A 20,735-nucleotide genomic window follows, 5' to 3' on the forward strand; every position below is an offset into this window, starting at 1 on the left:
GCGGGCAGCAACGTGAAGGAGCACTCCATGCGCATCGTCTTCGCCGGGACCCCCGAGGCGGCGGTCCCGAGCCTGCGGGCACTGGCCGGGTCCGGGCACGACGTCGTGGCGGTCCTCACCCGGCCGGACGCGTCGGCCGGGCGGGGCAAGAGACTCACCCCGTCCCCGGTGGCCGTCGCGGCCCAGGAGCTGGGCATCGAGGTGCTCAAGCCCGCGCACCCGCGCGACGCGGAGTTCGTCGAGCGTCTCAGCCGGCTCGCGCCCGACGTCTGCGCGGTCGTCGCCTACGGCGCGCTCGTGCCCGAAAACGTCCTGGCGATCCCCGAACACGGCTGGGTGAACCTGCACTTCTCGCTGCTGCCCGCCTGGCGCGGCGCCGCCCCCGTCCAGCGGGCCCTCATGAACGGTGACACCGTCACCGGGGTCACCACCTTCAGACTCGTCCCGGAACTCGACGCCGGCCCCGTCCACCGCCAACTGCGCGTGCCCGTCGCCGACGACGAGACCGCCGGCGAACTGCTCGACCGGCTGGCCCGCATCGGCGCCGACGTGCTCGTCGACACCATGGCCGACATCGAGGCCGGGCTGCCCGCCGTCGAGCAGGACGACGAGGCCGTCACGCTGGCCCCCAAGGTCGAGGTCGGCGACGCCCGCCTGGACTGGTCCGCGCCGGCCGAGCAGCTGGTGCGGGTCATCCGGGGCACCAGCCCGCACCCCGGCGCCTGGACCCTGTTCGAGGGCCGCCGGTTCAAGGTGCTGGCGGCCCGCGTCGACGATCCGGCGGCCCCGGGCCCGCACCCCGGCGACCTCGGCCCGGGCCGGATCGAGGCCGACCCCCGGCACCTGTGGGCGGGCACCGGCGACGGCGTGCTCGAACTCGTCCGCGTCCAGGGCTTCGGCAAGAAGGCCATGAGCGGGGCGGACTGGGCCAGGGGCACCCGACCCGCCCCGGGTGCCCGCTTCGACGATGCGGCCGACGACGGGCAGGACCGGCGGTGAGCGGGCAGAACCGGCCCCGCCGCGAGGAGTTCCCGCGCAACCCCCCGCGGCCCTCCGCAGGCCGCGGGCAACGCCGCCCGAACCGGTCCCGCGGCGGCACCAGGCGTCCCCTCGACCGGCCGCGCCGCACCGCGCTGGAGGCGCTGCGCGACATCGACCGGTCCGGCGCCTACGCCAACCTGGCCTGCAGCCGTGTCCTGGCCGAGCAGCGGATCACCGGCCGCGACGCCGCCTTCGTCACCGAACTCGTCTTCGGCACCTGCCGCATGGCCGGCAGCTACGACGCCATCATCGAGCACGCCTCCGGCCGCAGGCTCGGCGACCTCGAACCCGACCTCGTCGACGTGCTGAGACTCGGCGCCCACCAGGGGCTGGCCATGCGCGTACCCGACCGGGCCGCCGTCGACACAAGCGTCGACCTCGCCGCCCACGTGGTGGGGGAGCGCGCCACCGGCATCACCAACGCCATCATGCGCCGCATCGTCGCCCGCCCCTTCGAGCAGTGGTGCACGCTCATCGCCGGCGACGACCCGGCCCGTGAGCGCGCGCTGCGCACCGGGCACCCGCAGTGGATCATTGACGCCTACGCCGAACTGCTCGGCCCCGACGAACTCGAACCCGCCCTGGCCGCCGACAACGAGGCCCCCGAACCGACGCTCGTCGTGCGACCCGGCCTGTGCGAGCGCGACGAACTGCTCGCCGCCGGCGCGACCCCCACCCGCTGGTCGCCCTGGGGCGCCCGCCGCGGCGGCGACCCGGCCGAGGTCGAGGCCGTGCGCTCCGGCCGCGCCGGCGTGCAGGACGAGGGCAGCCAGCTCGTCTGCCTGGCGCTGAGCCGCGCCGAGCAGCTGAACGGGCCCCGCTGGCTCGACCTGTGCGCGGGCCCCGGCGGCAAGAGCGCCCTGCTGCGCGGCCTGGCCGCCGAACGAGGCGCCTTCCTCGTCGCGAACGAGGCCCAGCCGCACCGCGCCCGCCTCGTGAGCCTCGCCCTGCGCCGCTACGACCGGCGCGGCCACCAGGTGATCGTCGCCGACGGCGGCGAACCGGCCTGGGACGAGGCCGGGTTCCAGATGGTCCTGGCCGACGTGCCCTGCTCCGGCCTGGGCGCCCTGCGCCGCCGTCCCGAGTCGCGGTGGCGCCGCCACCCGGACGACCTCGACGAACTCGTCCCGCTGCAGCAGGACCTGCTCGACGTCGCCCTCGGCTCGGTGTCCTCCGGCGGCCTGGTGGCCTACGTCACCTGCTCGCCGCACCGCGCCGAGACCGCAGACGTCGTCGCCGGCGTGCTCGACCGGGTCGACCTGCTCGACGCCCCGGCCCTCATCCCCGAGGTGCCGAACGCCGCCGCGGCCACCGACCCGCGCTTCGTCCAGCTGTGGCCCCACCGGCACGGCACCGATGCGATGTTCCTGGCACTGCTGCGCAAGCGATGAGCGGACCCCTTGGGCATAGACTTGCACCGTGACCATGCGCATCACGCCCAGCGTGCTCAACGCCGACCTGTCCGACCTCGCCGGCACCCTCGAGAAGATCCCCAGCAGCGACGCCGTGCACGTCGACATCATGGACAACCACTTCGTGCCGAACATGACCTTCGGCCTGCCGGTCGTCGAGGCCCTGCGCCGGCGCACCACGCTGCCCATGGACATTCACCTCATGGTCGACAACCCCGACAGCTACGCGCCGCAGTTCGCCGAGATCGGCTGCGAGTCCGTCACCTTTCACGTCGAGGCCTCCGGCGCGCCGATCCGGCTGGCCCGCGAGCTGCGCCGGCTCGGCGCCCGCGCCTCCATGGCCCTCAAACCGGCCACCCCGATCGAGCCCTACGCCGACATGCTCGGCGAACTCGACCAGGTGCTGCTCATGACCGTCGAACCGGGCTTCGGCGGCCAGAAGTTCCTCGACCTCGTGCTGCCCAAGATCAGGCGCACCCGCCGGCTCGTCGCCGCCACCGGCCAGGACATCTGGATCCAGGTGGACGGCGGGGTCAGCGTCGAGACGATCAGCCGCTGCGCCGAGGCCGGCGCCGACGTCTTCGTCGCCGGCACCGCCGTCTTCCGCGCCGACGACCCCGACCAGATGGTGCGCCAGCTGCGCGAGCAGGCCACCGCTGCCTGCTCCCACTGAATCCCGGCGTCCCGGCTGCGGCTACCACCAACGGGGTTGCGAACCGTTCTCAACCCGCCGGGATATCCTGGTGCGGTGAGCACACCGAAAACAGCCATCGATCCCGACACCATCGCGGCGCTGACCGGGCGGTTCGCCGCCGACCCGGCGGCCCGCGTGGCCCAGAACGCCGTCGCCACCACCGACATCGACACGATCAGCCTCGACCGGTCGGTCGTCGCCTCGATCGACCCCAGCGTCTCGAACCGGGTGGACACCTGGCACGCCGCCAACCAGAAGAAGTCCGGCCGCTGCTGGCTGTTCAGCGGCCTCAACCTGCTGCGCAGCGGCGTCATCGACCGGCTCAACCTCGAACCGGACTTCGAGTTCAGCCAGGCGTACCTGCACTTCTGGGACAAGCTCGAGAAGGCCAACTGGTTCTGCACCTCGATGATCGAACTGGCCGGCCGCGATCTCGACGACCGCACCGTCCACCAGCTGCTCGCCGACCCGATCGGCGACGGCGGCCAGTGGGACATGTTCGTCTCCCTCGTCACCAAGTACGGCGTCGTCCCCAAGTACGCGATGCCCGAGACCTTCTCCAGCTCGAACACTCGCTCGATGAATGCCCAACTCGAGATGATCCTGCGCCGAGGCGCCCTCGTCATCCGCGAGGCCGTCGCCCGGGGCAGCGGCGAGCAGGCCCGCCTGGAGATCCTCGAGCAGGTCCACCGCGTGCTGTGCATCCACCTGGGCACCCCGCCGACCCGCTTCATCTGGCAGTACCGCGACAAGGACAAGAACTTCGTGCGCGGCGGCGAACTCACCCCGACCCGGTTCGCCGCCCAGGTGCTCGCCGTTGACGTCAACGACTACGTCTGCCTGGTCAACGACCCGCGCCCGAGCAGCGGCTACAACCGCATGCTCACCGTCGACCACCTCGGGAACGTCGTCGGCGGGCGCCCGGTGCGCTACCTCAACGTCGAGATCGACGTCATCAAGCGGCTCGCCGCCGAGATCATCCGCGACGGCCAGCCGGTCTGGTTCGGCTGCGACACGGTCCCGCAGTCCGACCGCGAGCGGGGCATCTGGGACGCCCGGCTGCACGACTACGAGGCCGTCTACGGCATCGACATGTCGACAACGAAGGCCGAACGCATGGTGAGCGGCCAGTCCGCCATGACGCACGCCATGGTGCTCACCGGCGTCGACCTGCTCGACGGTGTCCCGCGCCGCTGGCGCGTCGAGAACTCGTGGGGCGACGAGGCGGCCGACAAGGGCTTCTGGACGATGAATGACTCCTGGTTCGCCGAGTACGTCTACGAGGTCGCCGTGCCCCGCCGGCTGCTGCCGGCCGAGCTGGCGGCCGTCCTCGACACCGAGCCGGTCGTCCTGCCGCTGTGGGACCCGATGGGCGCCCTGGCCTGACCGGGGCCCTCGATGACGCCGGGACCCGGAGCGCGCGCCCCGGGCTCAGGCGTCATCGAACCCGGCAGCCTCACGGACACGGGCCACGGTGGTCAGTTGGTGCGATCCGCCCCCGGTCCCGGGCGCCGCGGGGTTCCAGCCGGACGGCGGGCGCTGCTCCGTGTTCGCCCGTCGCCTTGTCGATGGTTCCGGGTGGTCCGGACCGGGCAGGACGGCCCCTCACAGGTTGCGCCGGCGCAGGTAGCGCTGGAACTCGGCCGCCAGGGTGTCGCCCGTCGTGTCGGGCAGCTCCTCGGCGTCCTGCTGCTCCTCGAGGTCACTGATGTACTCGGCGACGTCCGGGTCATTGCTGGCCAGCTCGTTCACCCCGCGCTCCCAGGCCTGCGCCAGCTCGGGGATCTCGCCCGGGTCGAGCGCCTCGTCGACCAGGTCCTCGACCCGGGTCAGCAGGCTCAGCGTGGCCTTCGGGCTCGGGGGAGTGGCGACGTAGTGCGGCACCGAGGCCCACAGTGTCACGCAGGTCAGGCCCACCCGATCGCAGGCGTCCGCCAGCACGCCGACGATGCCGACCGGACCCTCGTAGTCGCTCGGGGCGATGCCGAGTTCTGTCGTCAGACCACCATGACTGGACGACGCGTTGACCGGCAGCGGACGCGAGTGCGGCGAGTCGGTGAGCATCGCCCCCAGGACGATGACGATCTCCGGCTCGGCCGAGCGGATCGCCGACACCAGCGAGGTGCAGTACGACCGCCAGTGCATGTTCGGTTCGGGGCCCGAGATGAGCAGGGCGTCGCGGTGCGGAAGGTGACACAGCGAGACCTCGGTGGCCGGCCAGCTGATCTGCGGCTCGTTGTCGATGAGTTCGACCCGCGGGCGGGTGGCCTGGAAGTCGTAGTACTCCTCGGAGTCGAGGCGGTACTGCAGCTCGGTGGGGTAGGTGCTCGCCAGATGCCTGATCACGCCAGTGGCGGCGTCCGCGGCGTCGTTCCAGCCCTCGAAGGCGGCGATCACGACGGACGGCATGCGCGACTCAACTGACTCGGCCATGCCTCAAGGGTAATGACCGGCTCCAACGCGGCGCCGGCTCCGCGCAGTATTGACGCCCGGCGGCGACCGGGGCTGATGGCGCGACCGGGAGCCGTTCGCCAGATGTGCGCCGGGCGAGAACAGCCGCCCGGCCCGCATACGCTTGGGCGGGTGGACACGTTGAGTTTGCGGGAGGCCCTGGCCGGCCGAGTCCTCGTCGGGGACGGCGGCATGGGCACGATGCTGCAGAACTGGAACCTGACGGGCGCCGATTTCGGCGGTGCCGAGGGCTGCAACGAGATGCTCAACCTCACGCGCCCCGACGTGGTGCGCGCCGTCCACGACGGCTACCTGGCCGCCGGCTCGGACATCATCGCAACCAACACCTTCGGCTGCAACTGGGCGAACCTGTCCGAGTACGGCCTCGACGGCCGCATCGCCGAGCTGGCCGGCGCGGGCGCCCGCCTCGCCCGCCGGGCCGCGGACGAGGCCCCCGGCCAGCGGTGGGTGACCGCGTCGGTGGGGCCCGGGACCAAGCTGCCGAGCCTGGGCCAGATCGACTTCACCACCCTCGTCACGGCCTACGAGACCCAGCTCGTCGCGATGATCGCCGAGGGCATCGACGGCATCCAGCTCGAAACCTGCCAGGACCTGCTGCAGGCCAAGGCCGCAGTCATCGCCGCCAGGCGCGCCTGCGCCAGGGCAGGCGTCGACCTGCCCATCATCGCCTCGGTGACCGTCGAGACCACCGGCACGATGCTCGTCGGCAGCGAGATCACCGCGGCCCTCGTCGCGCTCGAACCGCTCGGCATCGACATGATCGGCATGAACTGCGCAACCGGGCCCGCCGAGATGCGCGAGCACCTGCGGGCCCTGTCCGCCCACGCCCGCTGCGGGCTCATGGCCATGCCGAACGCCGGCATGCCCGAGATCACCCTCACCGGCGCCCGCTACCCGCTGACGCCCGACGAACTCGCCGAGAACCTGCTGGAGTACACGCAGGACTTCGGCCTGGGCCTCGTCGGCGGGTGCTGCGGCACCACCCCCGAACACATCGCCGCCCTGCGCGAGGCGATCGGCGCCGACCGCCCGGTCGCCGACCGGAACCCGGATCACCTCAACGCCGTCTCGAGCCTCTACGCGCCCACCGAGCTGAGGCAGGACACCAGCTACCTCGCCGTGGGGGAGCGCACCAACGCCAACGGCTCCAAGGCCTTCCGCGAGAAGATGCTCGACGGCGACCTGGACGGCTGCGTCGAGATCGCCCGAGCCCAGACCCGCCAGGGCGCCCACGTGGTGGACCTGTGCGTCGACTACGTCGGACGCGACGGCAGGCAGGACATGGCGGCTCTGGCCGCACGCTTCACCACCGACGTGACACTGCCGGTCATGATCGACTCCACCGAGCCCGAGGTCATCCGCGCCGGCCTGGAGCACCTTGCCGGGCGCGCCATCATCAACTCGGTCAACTTCGAGGACGGCGACCGCCCCGACTCGCGCATCAACCAGGTGATGCCGCTGGTCGCAGAGCACGGCGCCGCCGTCGTCGCCCTGACCATCGACGAGGAGGGCCAGGCCCGCACGGCCGAGTGGAAGCTGCGTGTCGCAGAGCGCCTCATCTCCACGCTCACCGGCGACTGGGGCATGGACGAGGCGGACATCCTCGTCGACTGCCTCACCTTCCCGATCGCCACCGGCCAGGAGGAGACCCGCCGCGACGGCATCGAGACCCTCGAGGCCATCCGCGAGCTCACCAGGCGCCACCCGCGCGTGCACACCACGCTCGGGATCTCGAACATCTCCTTCGGCCTCAACCCCGCGGCCCGTGTCGTGCTCAACTCGGTCTTCCTGCACGAGGCGGTCCGGGCCGGGCTGGACTCCGCCATCGTCCACGCGGCGAAGATCATGCCGATGGACCGCATCCCCGACGCCCAGCGCGAGGCCGCCCTCGACCTGCTGTACGACCGCCGCAGCGCCGGGTACGACCCGCTGGCCCGGATGCTCGAGCTCTTCGAGTCCGTCTCGACCGCCGACGTGCGGGCCGGCAGGGCTGCCGAGCTCGCGGCCCTGCCGCTGTCCGAGCGGCTGCACCGCCGCATCGTCGAGGGCGAGGCCGACGGGATGACCGCCGACCTCGACGAGGCCCTGGCCACCCGCGAGCCGCTCGACATCATCAACAACGACCTGCTGGGCGGTATGAAGGAGGTCGGCGAGCTGTTCGGCTCGGGCCGCATGCAACTGCCCTTCGTCCTCGCCTCGGCCCAGACGATGAAGCAGGCCGTCGCCCACCTCGAGTCGTTCATGGACGCCACCGAGGGGCCCGACAAGGGCACCCTCGTGCTCGCCACGGTCAAGGGCGACGTCCACGACATCGGCAAGAACCTGGTCGACATCATCGTCTCGAACAACGGCTACAAGGTCGTCAACCTGGGCATCAAGCAGTCCATCGACGAGATCATCGCCGCGGCCGAGGCCAACGACGCCGACGCCATCGGCATGAGCGGCCTGCTCGTGAAGTCGACGATGGTCATGCGCGACAACCTCGCCGAGCTCGACCGGCGCGGCCTCGGGGAGAAGTACCCGGTGCTGCTCGGCGGCGCCGCCCTGACCCGCGGCTTCGTCGAGCAGGACCTGGCGAGCGCCTTCAGCGGCCAGGTGCGCTACGCCAAGGACGCCTTCGAGGGGCTTGCGCTCATGGAGACGGTCATGGCCGTCAAGAACGGCGACCGGGACGCGGCTCTGCCCGCCCCCCGGGAACGCCGCGTCCCGGTCAAGCCGGGGCCGCCCGCCGAGCCTGCCCCCGCCCGCTCACGGACCACCAGGCCCGTCCCGGGCGGCGTCGACGTGCCGGCGGCACCGTTCTGGGGCACCCGCGTGGCCAAGGGCATCGGCCTGGACGAGATCGTCGCCTGGCTCGACGAGCGGGCACTGTTCCGGGGCCGCTGGGGGCTGAAGGCCGACGACGACCGCTCCTACGAGGACGTCGTGGGCACCGACGGCACGCCGCACCTGCGCGCCTGGCTCGACCGGATCAGGGCCGAGCAGTGGGCCGTGCCGGGTGTCGTCTACGGCTACTTCCCCTGCTGGAGCGAGGGCGGGAGCGTCCACGTCGTCGACCCGGACCGCCCCGGCGACCTCGACGCCGTCGTGGCGAGCTTCGAGTTCCCCCGGCAGAGCCGGGACCCGTGGCTGTGCCTGGCCGACTTCCTCCGCGACCGCACCGAGGCGGAGCGGTTCGGGCCCGACACGCTGGGCCTGCAGCTCGTCACGATGGGCCCGCGCCTGTCGCAGGCGACCAGGGAGCTGTTCGAGTCCGACTCCTACCGCGACTACCTGGAACTGCACGGGCTGTCGGTGCAGCTCGCCGAGGCACTCGCCGAACTGTGGCACCACCGCATGCGTGTCGAACTGGGCATCGCGGCCGCCGACGAGGACGTCACCGCCGCACTGCGCGGCCAGAACTACCGCGGCGAACGGTACAGCCTCGGTTACGGCGCCTGCCCCGACCTGGCCCAGCGCCAGATCATCCGCGACCTGCTGCGCCCGGACCGGATCGGTGTCGAGCTGAGCGCCGAGCACCAGCTGCACCCGGAGCAGTCGACCGACGCGATCGTCCTGACGCACCCGCAGGCCGGCTACTTCAACGTCCGCTGAGCGGGGTGCTGGATCCGGCGGGCCGGCCCGCCGCCGCGGTCGTACTCAGCCCCCGCAGGCCTGGATGGGGTTGGCCGACCACGCGAAGACGGTGGTCGCCGACGTGCACAGCTCGCTGGTGGCCGTCCCCGAGGTCATCGGCCGGCCGTGCGCGAAGACCCGCGAGGCATCGGCGCCGAAGAGACGCGACAGGGTGCCGGGCGTCGTGTCGGTGATGATCCTCGTGTCGCCGGGGTCGGCCCCGGCGTCGGTGGCCGCCTGGCGGAAGGCCTCCTCCCGGCCCAGCACGGCGTCGGCCAGGTGCTTGTCGACGGCGGTCTGGGCGTCGAACAGGTAGGCGCCCAGCTCGTCGCGGATCACGTCGGTGCTGATGCCGCGGTTGTCGGCGACCCACTGGACGAAGACGTCGTACTCGCGGGCGATGCCGTCGGTGTAGGTGGCACGTTCCTCCTCGGTCATGTCACGGTACGGGTTGCCCAAGTCCTTGCCGGTGCCCTGCGTCAGGTAGAACTGCTCGATCGACTCCGCCGAGACACCGCCCGAGAGGATTCCGTTGTCGATCTGGGTGACGCCGCTGTAGTGGGCGAACGGGCCCATGATGACGCCGATCGAACCGATGAGGGTGCCCTGATCCGCGTAGATGTGGTCGGCGCCGGCCATCGCGTACATGCCGCCCGAGGCCGACAGGCCCGTGACATAGGCGATCACGGGGTGCCTGGTGCGTTCCCGGTAGCGTTCGGCGGCCATGGCGATGGCGCGGGAGCCGGGAATCGTACCGCCCGTGGTGTTCATGAGCAGGAGCAGCCCGTCGGCGTCATCGGCCTCGAGGCCGTCGATGATGTCGGCCACGTCGTAGCCGTAGGTGGTGCTCGTGTACAGCGAGCTGGTGGACTCCCCGCTCGTCGCGATCGTGCCGGTCACCTCGATGGCCCGCAGCGTGTGGGAGGCGCCGGGCTCACCCCAGATCGTCTTCGTCGTCGACGTGTCGGCACTCGTATTGGCGCTGCTCGGGCGGGCGATGGCGAGCATCGCGACCAATCCGAGGATGTTCAGCAGGCTCAGCGCGCACACGACGGCGCCGATACCGAGGGCGGCGCCGGCGCCGGCGCCGAAGCCGCGCTTGAAGCTCGACGGCCTCGGCCCGCCGGCGACCAGCAGCGGCCCGGGCGGGGGAGGGGCCGGGTTCGGTTCGGCGCCGGCCGGTGCGGGCCGGGCGCCGTCCGGGGCCTGACGGGGAGTGGTCCTGGTGTTGTCCGATTCGGGTGCGGGGCCGGTGTCGTCGGATGCGCTCACCATGACTCCTTCGTCTCGCGGGCTCGATGAAAGCAGGTTAACCGCCACGGCCCGGTGCACGCCATCTCCGCCGGACGCTGCTGGGCCTTCCGGCGGGACGACTTGGGCCCGCTGGGGAGGGGCTGAGAGAATCGACGCCGTGACTTCCTCACTCAACACGCCGGACGCCGGCGGGCTCGCTCTCGAAGCGGTGCTGTGGGACTTCGACGGCACCCTGGTGGACACCGAGCCGATGTGGTTCGCCGCGGAGATCGAGTACGTGACCAGCCGGGGAGCCCCATGGCTCCCCGAGGAGTCCCGAAGCTATGCCGGCGCGGCGTGGACGACATCGGGGCAGGCCATGCGCGACCGGCTCGTCGAGTACGGCGCAGACCCGTCGCTGACCGCCTGGGACGTCTACGACGGTGTCACCGACGTCGTCGTGGAGCGCCTGCTCGCCGAGGGGGCGCCCATGCCCGGCGTGCTGGAACTGCTGGAACTCACCTGCGCGGCCGGTGTCCCGAACGCCATCGTCTCGGCGAGCCAGGCCAGGCTCATCGAGGCGGGACTGAGAGTGATCGGCGCCACCGACATGTTCGCCGCCGTCGTCGCGGGCCCCATGGTCTCCCACGGCAAACCGGCCCCGGACGGCTACCTGCTCGCCACCCGCCTGCTCGACGTCCGGCCCCACCGCTGCGTCGTCCTGGAGGACTCGCCGACCGGGTGCGAGTCCGGCCAGCGCGCCGGCGCCCAGGTGATCGGCGTGCCCTCGGTGGTGCCCCTGCCCGCCACCCGTGGCCAGCTGCGCCGCACCTCGCTGGTGGGCCTGACCGTCGACGAACTCGACGGCGCCGTCCGGGCCCACCTGGACGAGCCCGTCCCCGACGACGTCAACGCCGTCTGAACCGGGGGACGCGCCACCTGCCGCAGTGGACCGGCACGGCGGAGCAACTAGTCTTGGCAACCGGTCCCGCCCGGTGCGGGGCAGCCTGATCACGAGAGGCGCACATGAGCATCGATCCAGCCGACCTGTCCGGCGTCCGGCGGGGAACACTCCAAGCCGGTGAGCGGGTGACGCTCGCCGACATGAAGGGGCACCGCCACACGCTGCTGCTCGCCGAGGGGGCCGTCTTCCACACGACGAAGGGCGCCCTCGCCCACGACGACATCATCGGCCGTCCGGAGGGCATCGTCGTGAGCACCGTCGGCGGTCTGGAGTTCACCGTCTTCCGCCCCCTGCTGCACGAGTACACGGTGTCGATGCCACGCGAGGCCGCCGTCATCTACCCGAAGGACGCGGCCCAGATCGTGCTGTGGACCGACGTCTTCCCCGGCGCCCGTGTCCTGGAGTCCGGTGTCGGGTCGGGCGCCCTGAGCCTGTACCTGCTGCGCGCCATCGGGCCCACCGGCACGCTGCACTCCTACGAACGCCGCGAGACGTTCGCCCGGGTCGCCCGCGGGAACGTCGAGGAATTCCTCGGCGCCCCGCACCCGGGCTGGACGATCACCGTCGGCGACCTGGCCGAGACGATCACCGATGAACCCGTCGACCGGGCCATCCTCGACATGCTGCGGCCCTGGGACTGCATCGACGCGGTCTCCGAGCGTCTCGTCCCCGGCGGCCTGCTGTGCTGCTATGTCACCACGACCACCCAGATGGGCCGCGTCGCCGACCAGCTGCGCCACCACGGCGGCTTCATCGAGCCGGCGATCACGGAGACCACCGTGCGGGAATGGCACGCCGAGGGCCTGGCGATCCGTCCGGGCCACGGCACGAGCGCCCACACCGGTTTCCTCGTCATCAGCCGCCGCATGGCGCCCGGTGTCCTGGCGCCGGTGAAGAAGCGCCGCCCGGCGCCGGGAGCCTACGGGCCCGACTACGACGGGCCCATCCCGCGCAATGTCGCGGCCGAGCACCTCGAGGCCAACCGCAGCCGCGCCACCGACGACTCCGAGCTGATCCCACCGGCCATCCGCAAGGCGCTGCGCCGCCGCGGCCACTGACCCACCCCGATAGCCCGATAGGCTGAGAACGATGATCGACCACGCCAGTCCCCACGATCCGGGACAGTTCTGGACCCGGGCCAACGAATCCTTCGCCGACCTCGTCGCCCGGACCAGCCCAGGCACCCTTCCGCACCCGGGCCAGGGCGAGCAGCTCGCCGCCCACGGCACGACCGTGCTCGCCGTCGTCCACGCCGACGGCGTGCTCATGGCGGGTGACCGCCGCGCGACCCAGGGCAACCAGATCTCCCAGCGAGACATCCGCAAGGTCTTCGCCGCCGATGAGAGCACACTGATCGGCATCGCCGGCTCGGCCGGTTTCGCCGTCGACCTGGCCAAGCTGTTCGGCGTGGAACTGGCCCACTACGAGAAGATCGAGGGCACCCCGCTCAGCTTCAGCGGCAAGGCCAACCGGCTCGGCGGCCTGATCCGCGACCACCTGGGCCTGGCCATGCAGGGCTTCGTCGTCGTCCCGCTGCTCGCCGGCTGGGACCCGCGGACCGGCAGCGGACGGATCATGGGCTACGACGCCACCGGCGGCCACTACGAGGAGGAGTCCTTCGCCTGCATCGGGTCCGGCGCCGCCTTCGCCCGCGGCTCCCTGAAGAAGCTCTACCGCCCCGGCCTGGGCGCCGAACGGGCCGCCATGATCGCCCTGCAGGCCCTCTTCGACGCCGCCGACGACGACTCGGCCACCGGGGGACCCGACATCGTGCGCGCCATCTACCCGACCATCGCCTCCGTCGGACCGGACGGGCTCGACGAGTGGACGCCGGACCGGGTCGGCTCCCTCGTCGAGGCCATGATCGAGCAGCGCAGGACCGGCCCGGACGGAGCGGGGGAGGAACCGCGATGAGCATGCCGTTCTACGTCTCACCCGACCAGATGATGAAGGACCGGGCCGACTTCGCGCGCAAGGGCATCGCCCGCGGCCGATCGGTCATCGCCCTGCGGTGCGCCGACGGCATCGTCCTGGTCGCCGAGAACTCCTCGGGCAGCCTCCACAAGATCTCCGAGATCTACGACCGGATCGGTTTCGCGGCCGTCGGCCGGTACAACGAGTTCGAGGCGCTGCGGGTGCAGGGCATCCGCTACGCCGACCTGCGCGGCTACGCCTACGACCGGGCCGACGTGAGCGCGCGCGGCCTGGCGAACTCCTACGCCCAGCTCCTCGGCACATCCTTCAGCTCCGGCACCGACAAGCCCTTCGAGGTGCAGCTGTGCGTCGCCGAACTGGGGGCCGAACCCGAACTGGACCGCCTGTTCGTCATCAACTTCGACGGCTCGGTCACCCAGGCCGACGACTTCACCGTCATAGGCGGTCGCGCCGAACCCATCGTCGAGGCCCTGCAGAACGGCTACGACGTGAACGGCTCCCTCGCCGAGACGCTGCGGGCCGCCGTCGCGGCGCTGCGCACCGGCGGGGACGTGAGCCTCGGGGAGCTCGAGGTCGCCCTGCTCGACCGGTCCCGCCTGGACCGCCGCCGCACCTTCGTGCGCCTGGACGGCCCCCGCATCACCGAACTCGTGGGGGACGAGGGCTGATGGCGCCGAAACATCCCGACGCCGACGCACTGAGCCCCACCGTCATCATCGGCACCGGCCTCATCGGCGCCTCGATCGGCTGCGCGCTCACCGAGGCGGGCGTGGACGTGAGGCTGCGCGACCGCTACCGCTCCCACGCCGTCGTCGCCGCCGGTGTCGGCGCCGGGTCCGTGGAGGCGCCCATGGCCGCCAAGGTGCGGCTCGTCGTCGTGGCCGTCCCGCCTGCCGTCGTCGCCCCCACGGTCGCGCAGGCCATCAAGCACTACCGCAACGCGACCGTCACCGACGTGGCGAGCGTCAAACAGCCGATCCTGGCCGACCTGGAGGCCATGGGCACCGACCTGCGACGCTACGTCGGCTCGCACCCGATGGCCGGCTCCGAGCTGTCCGGCCCGCTCACCGCCCGCCCCCGCCTGTTCGTCGACCGCACCTGGGTGCTCGCCGAGGGCACCGGCTCCGCGGAGGCGGTCCAGACGGTCGAGAAACTCATCGGCATCTGCGGCGCCCGCCTCGTACGATGCGCCCCGGCCGACCACGACCGCGCCGTGGCCGAGACCAGCCACGTGCCGCAGATCATGAGTTCGCTCACCGCGGCCCGCCTCGCCGACGTGCCCTCCGAGGACCTTCGCCTGGCCGGGCAGGGCGTGCGCGACGTCACCCGCATCGCCAACTCCGACCCCGCCCTGTGGCGTCAGATCATCACCGGCAACCGCGCCGAGATCGCCACCCAGCTCAAGGCGATCCGTGACGACCTCGACCGGCTCATCGCCGGCCTGGACGACATCAGGACCATCGGTGACCTCATTGCCCGCGGGCGGGTCGGCGTCGCCGCGCTGCCCGGCAAGCACGGACGCCCGGCCAGTACGACCCTCGATCACGTCACCGTCGAGATCCCCGACACGCCGGGTGCGCTGGCCAGGCTCTTCGTCGACATCATGGGTCAGGGCGTCAACGTCGAGGACCTGTCGATCGAGCACGGCTACGACCGCGAGGTCGGCTACCTGTCGATCACCGTCGAGGCCGAGCAGGCGCAGGACCTGCGGGAGGCGATGGGCGAGAAGGGCTGGACGCTGCGGTCCTGAGTCTCCTGGCCGCCGGGCCGGACCGCCCGTGTCGTGGGGTGAGGCGGATGTCGCCCAGGCGATTTGTCGACTCCTCAGCCGGCCGATGTGCGCCCGGCGCCGCATGGCCCTAACCTGGGTGCGGCCGACGACCCGACCTGGCGCGGCCGCAGCACGAGCGAGGAGCACGCATCCCATGGCCCAGGACAACGAACTCGTCATCGCCATCGACGGGCCCAGCGGGGCCGGCAAGTCGTCGACCGCCAGGGGAGTGGCGACCCGGCTCGGGCTGGACTACCTCGACACCGGCGCGATGTACCGGGCGATGAGCTGGGCGTGCATGGTCGGGGGCATCGACATGACCAGCCCGGCCGCCATGCTGGAGCGCGCCGGGAACGCCGAGTTGCAGATGGTGCTCGACCCCGCCGATCCGCGGGTCGTCGTCGACGGGCACGACGTCACCGCCGCGATCCGCGAGCCGGCGATCGCCGAGCACGTCAGCGCGGTGGCCGGCGTCATCCCGATCCGCGAGCTGCTGACCGGCCAGATGCGCCGCATCATCGCCGACTCCGCCCGGATCGTCGCCGAGGGACGCGACGTCACCACGGTCGTGTGGCCGCAGGCCCAGCTGCGGTTGCTCATGGTGGCCGATCCGGCCGCCCGCATCGCCCGCCGCGAGGCCGAGCTGGCCGGCGCCGCCGGGCACGAGCGGGTCGTCTCGTCGATCGTCGACCGGGACCGCAAGGACTCCGCCGTCAGCCAGTTCGAGACCCCGGCCGAGGGTGTCAGGCTGCTGGACACCACCCACCTGGGCCTCGACGAGGTGATCGGAACGGTCATCGCGATGGCCTCGGACCTGGGCTGAGCCGCCCGTCCGGCCCGCACCGCGTGCGGGCCGGCACGTCTGGATCGGTGCGGGCGTGCCTCACGCCTCGCGCACCGGCTGGCGCAGGACCGTCTTGAGCTTCTCCGGCGCGACCCTTCTCGCGTCACTCAGGTAGATCTCGTGGTGGTGGCGCTCACCGGTGCCGTCCAGCACGTAGCCCTGCGACTCGGCGTACTCGTGCAGGAGCGCCAGGGTCGCGGGTTCGTCGTCGTAGGGTCCGACGTGCAGGCACTGCACGCACAACCCCTCGTCGAGGGTCCAGAACTCGGCGGCGGAGAAATCGGTCTGCTCCTTGCGGGCAGCCTCACCGGCCGCCCAGGCGAACTCGTCGGCCGTGACGAACTCGGGCAGGCGGATGGCCGCCGTCCACTCGAAGTCCTCCTTGCGGGAGAGATCGATCCCCGCGCCGCCCGGCTGCCACCAGAAGCCCTCGAGCGGGGGGACCACGAAGTCGAAGTAGCCCTCGATGCGGTGGTCGCCCCTCCTGCTCATCTTGATGGTGAACGCGATGCCGTACAGCAGGTCGATGGACCTTGTGAAGTCACCGTCCTCGGCGTTGGGGTCCCCCCTGCCGCGCACCGCGACGAAGTTCATCGGGGGCACCGTGACGGTTACCGGCCGCCTGGGCGGAAGGTAGAACTCCTTGTACTCCCTCTTGTAGTCGAACGCCATGACGCCTCCTGATCCTCCATGAGTCCCGCCCGTGGAGGTGCGCGGCGCTCACCCGTGAGCCGCCCGTGCGGAGGCGCTGGATTCTACCGGCCCCTGCTGCGAACCGCCACTTGCGCGTGTCCGGAACCGCTGCTCCGCCGCACCGTTGCCGGGGCCGCGGAGCGCCACCGCGGGGCGCCGCCCCGGGCCGTGCCGGTGACAGGACCGTCCGGTGCCGCGACCTGGGTCGGGAACACGACACGGCCCTGCTCGCTGCCGCACCGGCTTCTGCGACCAAGTAGGTTTGAGGGCATGTCCGAGCCCACGTCCGAAGCAGCAACGCCCTCCCGTCCCGTCGTGGCGGTCGTCGGGCGACCGAACGTGGGGAAGTCGACCCTCGTCAACCGCATCCTCGGCCGTCGTGAGGCCGTCGTCCAGGACACCCCGGGCGTCACCCGCGACCGGGTCAGCTACGACGCGGAGTGGGCCGGACGCGAGTTCGTGCTCGTCGACACCGGAGGCTGGGTGCCCGACACCGAGGGCATGGGGGCCATGATCGCCGAGCAGGCCGAGATGGCCATCTCCCTGGCCGACGCCGTGCTGTTCGTCGTCGACGCCACCGTCGGCACCACCGACGAGGACGAGGCTGTCGTCCGCGTCCTGCGCCGCTCCCGCAAACCCGTCGTCCTGGCCGCGAACAAGGTCGACGCCCCGCAGTTCGAGGCCGACGTCGCGGCCATGTGGAACCTCGGCCTGGGTGAGCCGCACCCGGTCTCGGCCCTGCACGGGAGGGGCTCGGGGGAACTGCTCGACCACCTGCTCGAGGTGCTGCCCGAACACCCCGCCACGCCGCTGGCCGACGAGGAAGCCGGGCCGCACCGCATCGCCATCGTCGGCAAACCGAACGTCGGCAAGAGCTCCCTGCTCAACAAGCTGGCCCGCTCCGAGCGCTCCGTCGTCTCCGACGTGTCGGGGACCACCGTCGACCCCGTCGACGAACTCGTCGAGATCGGTGGCGAGCCCTTCCGGCTCATCGACACCGCCGGCATCCGACGCCGCGTCAAGGAGGCCAGTGGCTCGGAGTACTACGCCTGGCTGCGCACCCAGGCCGCCATCGAGCGCGCCGAGATCTGCGTCGTCGTCGTCGACGCCTCAGAGCCCGTCAGCGAGCAGGACCTCAAGATCCTCTCGGGCGTCGAGGAGGCCGGCCGCGGCCTGGTCATCGCCTTCAACAAGTGGGACCTCGTCGACGAGGAACGCCAGCGCTACCTCAAACGCGAGATCGAACGCGACCTGCAGGCCTGGGCCTGGGCGCCCACCGTCAACATCTCGGCGCTGACCGGCCGTGGCGTGCAGCGCCTGGCGAAGGCCGTCGACACGTCCCTGGAGGGCTGGCAGACCCGCATCCCCACCGGCAGGCTCAACGCCTTCCTGGGGCGCGTCGTCGCCGCCAACCCGCACCCGGTGCGCGGCGGCAAGCAGCCCCGCATCCTGTTCGGCACCCAGGCGCAGAACCGCCCGCCCACGTTCATCCTGTTCACCTCGGGCCAGCTGGACGCCGGCTACGTGCGGTTCGTGGAGCGCCGCCTGCGCGAGGAGTTCGGCTTCGCCGGCTCCCCGGTGCACATCGAGGTGCGCGCCCGGGCCAAGCGCAAGGACCGCTGACCGGAGTCGCCGCCTCATCCGAGGGCAAGGAGGATTGGGGCTCGCCCCGTCCCTGCCGAACCGGCGGGTCAGTAGTGACTGACCACTGTCGTGCCCACCGGCGCGAAGTCGAAGACGTACTGGGCGTCGCCGGTCGACATGTTCACGCAGCCGTGCGACCCGCCCGGGCCGCTCCAGCCGAACGAGGGCTGCCAGGGCGCCGCGTGCAGGGCGTACGAGCCGTAGAAGTAGCTGACCCACTGCACGTTGGGGGCGGTCCAGGTGGTGCCGTCGTCATTGGTGCCGGTCATCGTCTGGGACTCGTACTTCAGGTACACCTGGAAGGTGCCGGTGACGGTCTCCATGCCCGGCCGGCCGGGCACCATGAGCATGGTGGCCTGCGGGTCCGCGCCGATGTAGGCGGTGACGGTGTTGTCACTGAGGTTGATGTCGAGCCAGTGCTCGCCGGGAGCCGCCGGGTGGGCGAGGTTCTCGGCGCCGTCGGCGATGACCGTGTCCTCGTTCTGCGCCTCGACGGTGTCGTAGGTGAAGGTGCCGGAGTAGGGCCGGCCCGAGTCGAGCGCGTCGAGCAGCTGGCTGGTGATCTCGGCCGCGTTGTTGACCGACATGCCGTCCGTGCCCTCGACCGTGACGCGGAGCACCTCACCCGAGGCGCTCACCAGTCGGGAGGCGCTGACCGGGGCGACATTGGTGCTCTCCGCGGTATCGGCCACCCACCCGGCCACGGCGTCCCGGTCAAGACTCGGATCGGTGACGGGGCGGCCGTCCTGATCGGTGGTGACCACCCAGGAGGCCTTGTCGGCAGGGGTCGCCGTGAGGACGACGCCATCGGTGCCGGTGACCGAGACGTCCAGGGCGACGAGGGCGTTGGCGGCGTCGGCGGCGGCCCGGGCCTGCTCGGTGGTGACGGCGGGATTGGTCTCGGCGAGCTCCAGGGACAGTGACTGGTCACTGAGCGACCTGCCGGCCTCGGCAGCCGCGTCGGCGATGGCACTCACGTCATAGCCCTTGCCCTTCTCCCCGGGCGTGACCGAGAAGGCTCCGTCAGTCGCCGAGAACACGACGGACGCGTCCTTGGCCGTCGCGCCGTGCTGGGCGGCCAGTGCCCCGAGGAAGGCCTGCTGCACCTCCTGGTCGACGGTGATGACGGCCGGCGTGTCCCTCTTGTGAACGATGGCGGCGAATCGCGCGGCCACCGACTTGTTCGCCTCGAAGGCCTGATCGGCAGTGGCCTGCGCGTCGATGCTCACGCCGAGCTCGGGCAGGGACACGCGATGGTCCTGGCCGTCCAGGGTGACGACCACGGCCAGTCGCTCGGCGCGCTGCTCGACCGACTCACGGACGGCATCGATCGACTCACCGGTGATCGACTGCCCCGCGACACTCGCGCCCGGCAGGCCACGATCAGCCGTGCGCAGCCCGTACCCGACGGCGCTCGCCGCGGCGACGATGACAACCGTCAGCAGCCCGACGAGCAGCCCCGTCCTCTTCTTCGACTTGACCTTGCCCACCAGGGCAGTCTAAGGGATGAGCCTTGGCCCACCCGGACGTTCCACGGTGTGGTGGGCCCCGGCGGGCCAGGACCGGCCGGCTGATCAGGCCGGTATCTCTGCAGTGGCGATGATGGAACCGCGCGCCAGGGTGTGGAAGAACACGTTGAAACCGAGGAAGGCCGGCGTCGCATCGGGCCCGACGTCGAGGTGATCCACGTCAAGGGCGAAGACCGTCAGGAAGTAGCGGTGCGGACCGTGGCCGGCGGGGGGAGCGGCCCCCACGAACCGGGCACTGCCCGCGTCGTTGCGCAGCTGCAGGGCGCGGTCGGGCAGGCCGGAACCGGTGTCGTCGCCGGCGCCGGCGGGCAGGCTCGTACAGGTGGCCGGGATGTTCGCCACCACCCAGTGCCAGAACCCGGAACCGGTCGGGGCGTCCGGGTCGTACATGGTGACGACATAACTCTTGGTGCCGTCCGGCGCGCCCGACCACGACAGCTGGGGCGAGACGTCTTCGCCCCCGGTGACGCCCATGAGACCGGACATCTGCGCCGGGCCGAACTCCTGCCCGTCGCGTACGGTCGTGCTGGTGATCGTCAGCGGCGGGACCTGTTTCATCGTGGCGAAGGGATCGTTTCCTGTCATCTTCGACATCCTCTCGACGGTGGTCATCCAAGGTTATCGTCGTCGCCGCCGGCATCAGCGGCGGACACCGTGCGAGGGACCCTGGTCGGGGCGGCTCGTCGAGCCGGAACACCGGCGTCTGGGCCCGGAGTGTCACCATGTGAGCATTCTTGAAGACAGATAAGGCTACCCATAGCTACGATGACATCCACCCCGGTCAATCCGGGCCACTCACGATCGATGGAGAACACAGTGGCCATTTCACGTCGCCTTCTTCTCGCTGGTGCCGGTGCTGCGGCGGGCGCTGCCGCCCTGAGCGCGTGC

The 20,735-nt window shown here is 71.5% G+C and carries 15 protein-coding genes and 1 pseudogene; 11 read left to right on the forward strand and 5 right to left on the reverse strand.

What is annotated here, in order from left to right:
* Positions 1 to 27: 27 nt before the first annotated feature.
* The 4 genes from fmt (at position 28) to PROPJV5_RS00505 (ending at position 4,533) form a co-directional block, all read left to right on the forward strand.
* Positions 28 to 999 carry a methionyl-tRNA formyltransferase gene (gene fmt / locus PROPJV5_RS00490; RefSeq protein ID WP_119714395.1) on the forward strand — a complete coding sequence of 324 codons (972 nt, stop codon included), beginning with the start codon at positions 28 to 30 and terminating at the stop codon, positions 997 to 999.
* Complete coding sequence (locus PROPJV5_RS00495; RefSeq protein WP_119714396.1) at positions 996 to 2,432, forward strand: RsmB/NOP family class I SAM-dependent RNA methyltransferase; 1,437 nt, start codon at positions 996 to 998, stop codon at positions 2,430 to 2,432. The genes fmt and PROPJV5_RS00495 overlap by 4 nt, the downstream gene beginning before the upstream one ends.
* Before the next feature lie 28 nt (positions 2,433 to 2,460).
* A complete protein-coding gene (rpe, locus tag PROPJV5_RS00500; RefSeq protein WP_119714397.1) occupies positions 2,461 to 3,126 on the forward strand; it encodes a ribulose-phosphate 3-epimerase in 666 nt (221 codons plus the stop codon).
* Positions 3,127 to 3,201: 75 nt separating this feature from the next.
* Positions 3,202 to 4,533 (forward strand): C1 family peptidase, encoded by a 1,332-nt coding sequence (locus PROPJV5_RS00505; RefSeq protein ID WP_239018333.1) that lies wholly within the window; start codon positions 3,202 to 3,204, stop codon positions 4,531 to 4,533.
* 219 nt (positions 4,534 to 4,752) lie between these two features.
* Here the strand turns inward: PROPJV5_RS00505 and PROPJV5_RS00510 are convergent, their stop codons facing one another.
* Positions 4,753 to 5,580, reverse strand: a complete 828-nt coding sequence (locus tag PROPJV5_RS00510) for a PAC2 family protein (protein ID WP_119714398.1) — start codon at positions 5,578 to 5,580, stop codon at positions 4,753 to 4,755.
* A gap of 150 nt (positions 5,581 to 5,730) precedes the next feature.
* Here PROPJV5_RS00510 and metH point away from each other — a divergent pair, with 150 nt between their 5' ends.
* Positions 5,731 to 9,213 carry a methionine synthase gene (metH, locus tag PROPJV5_RS00515; protein WP_338047462.1) on the forward strand — a complete coding sequence of 1,161 codons (3,483 nt, stop codon included), beginning with the start codon at positions 5,731 to 5,733 and terminating at the stop codon, positions 9,211 to 9,213.
* 45 nt (positions 9,214 to 9,258) lie between these two features.
* Here metH and PROPJV5_RS00520 read toward each other — a convergent pair whose 3' ends face one another.
* Positions 9,259 to 10,506, reverse strand: coding sequence for a S49 family peptidase (locus PROPJV5_RS00520; protein WP_182858502.1), 1,248 nt, complete (start codon positions 10,504 to 10,506; stop codon positions 9,259 to 9,261).
* Positions 10,507 to 10,696: 190 nt separating this feature from the next.
* Here PROPJV5_RS00520 and PROPJV5_RS13105 point away from each other — a divergent pair.
* From PROPJV5_RS13105 to cmk, 5 genes and pseudogenes are all read left to right on the forward strand, one after another.
* Positions 10,697 to 12,489 (forward strand): annotated as a pseudogene (locus PROPJV5_RS13105) (HAD-IA family hydrolase).
* A 31-nt stretch (positions 12,490 to 12,520) separates the two neighbouring features.
* On the forward strand, positions 12,521 to 13,345 hold the full coding sequence (gene prcB / locus PROPJV5_RS00535; protein WP_119714403.1) for a proteasome subunit beta: 825 nt from the start codon (positions 12,521 to 12,523) through the stop codon (positions 13,343 to 13,345).
* Positions 13,342 to 14,034: a proteasome subunit alpha gene (gene prcA, locus PROPJV5_RS00540; protein ID WP_119714404.1), complete on the forward strand. Its 693-nt coding sequence runs from the start codon at positions 13,342 to 13,344 to the stop codon at positions 14,032 to 14,034. Before prcB ends, prcA begins: the two co-directional genes overlap by 4 nt.
* Positions 14,034 to 15,116 (forward strand): prephenate dehydrogenase, encoded by a 1,083-nt coding sequence (locus PROPJV5_RS00545; protein WP_119714405.1) that lies wholly within the window; start codon positions 14,034 to 14,036, stop codon positions 15,114 to 15,116. The genes prcA and PROPJV5_RS00545 overlap by 1 nt, the downstream gene beginning before the upstream one ends.
* A gap of 175 nt (positions 15,117 to 15,291) precedes the next feature.
* Positions 15,292 to 15,960 (forward strand): (d)CMP kinase, encoded by a 669-nt coding sequence (gene cmk / locus PROPJV5_RS00550; protein WP_119714406.1) that lies wholly within the window; start codon positions 15,292 to 15,294, stop codon positions 15,958 to 15,960.
* 60 nt (positions 15,961 to 16,020) lie between these two features.
* Here cmk and PROPJV5_RS00555 read toward each other — a convergent pair whose 3' ends face one another.
* A complete protein-coding gene (locus PROPJV5_RS00555; protein ID WP_119714407.1) occupies positions 16,021 to 16,653 on the reverse strand; it encodes a GyrI-like domain-containing protein in 633 nt (210 codons plus the stop codon).
* Between the two features lie 291 nt (positions 16,654 to 16,944).
* Between PROPJV5_RS00555 and der the strand changes: the two genes are divergently transcribed.
* Positions 16,945 to 18,297: a ribosome biogenesis GTPase Der gene (gene der, locus PROPJV5_RS00560; protein ID WP_119714408.1), complete on the forward strand. Its 1,353-nt coding sequence runs from the start codon at positions 16,945 to 16,947 to the stop codon at positions 18,295 to 18,297.
* Between the two features lie 68 nt (positions 18,298 to 18,365).
* Here der and PROPJV5_RS00565 read toward each other — a convergent pair whose 3' ends face one another.
* Complete coding sequence (locus tag PROPJV5_RS00565) at positions 18,366 to 19,808, reverse strand: L,D-transpeptidase family protein (protein WP_119714409.1); 1,443 nt, start codon at positions 19,806 to 19,808, stop codon at positions 18,366 to 18,368.
* 84 nt (positions 19,809 to 19,892) lie between these two features.
* Positions 19,893 to 20,432, reverse strand: coding sequence for a YbhB/YbcL family Raf kinase inhibitor-like protein (locus PROPJV5_RS00570; RefSeq protein WP_119714645.1), 540 nt, complete (start codon positions 20,430 to 20,432; stop codon positions 19,893 to 19,895).
* Positions 20,433 to 20,735 lie beyond the last annotated feature (303 nt).

Source organism: Propionibacterium ruminifibrarum, assembly GCF_900289195.1.
Lineage (GTDB): Bacteria > Actinomycetota > Actinomycetes > Propionibacteriales > Propionibacteriaceae > Propionibacterium > Propionibacterium ruminifibrarum.

Excerpts from the sequence above, each read along its gene's own strand:
- PROPJV5_RS00545 (WP_119714405.1), top strand. The coding sequence starts at position 14,034 with ATGGCGCCGAAACATCCCGACGCCGACGCACTGAGCCCCACCGTCATC.
- PROPJV5_RS00555 (WP_119714407.1), bottom strand. The coding sequence starts at position 16,653 with ATGGCGTTCGACTACAAGAGGGAGTACAAGGAGTTCTACCTTCCGCCC.
- prcB (WP_119714403.1), top strand. The coding sequence starts at position 12,521 with ATGATCGACCACGCCAGTCCCCACGATCCGGGACAGTTCTGGACCCGG.
- fmt (WP_119714395.1), top strand. The coding sequence starts at position 28 with ATGCGCATCGTCTTCGCCGGGACCCCCGAGGCGGCGGTCCCGAGCCTG.
- PROPJV5_RS00570 (WP_119714645.1), bottom strand. The coding sequence starts at position 20,432 with ATGACAGGAAACGATCCCTTCGCCACGATGAAACAGGTCCCGCCGCTG.
- der (WP_119714408.1), top strand. The coding sequence starts at position 16,945 with ATGTCCGAGCCCACGTCCGAAGCAGCAACGCCCTCCCGTCCCGTCGTG.
- PROPJV5_RS00510 (WP_119714398.1), bottom strand. The coding sequence starts at position 5,580 with ATGGCCGAGTCAGTTGAGTCGCGCATGCCGTCCGTCGTGATCGCCGCC.
- prcA (WP_119714404.1), top strand. The coding sequence starts at position 13,342 with ATGAGCATGCCGTTCTACGTCTCACCCGACCAGATGATGAAGGACCGG.
- cmk (WP_119714406.1), top strand. The coding sequence starts at position 15,292 with ATGGCCCAGGACAACGAACTCGTCATCGCCATCGACGGGCCCAGCGGG.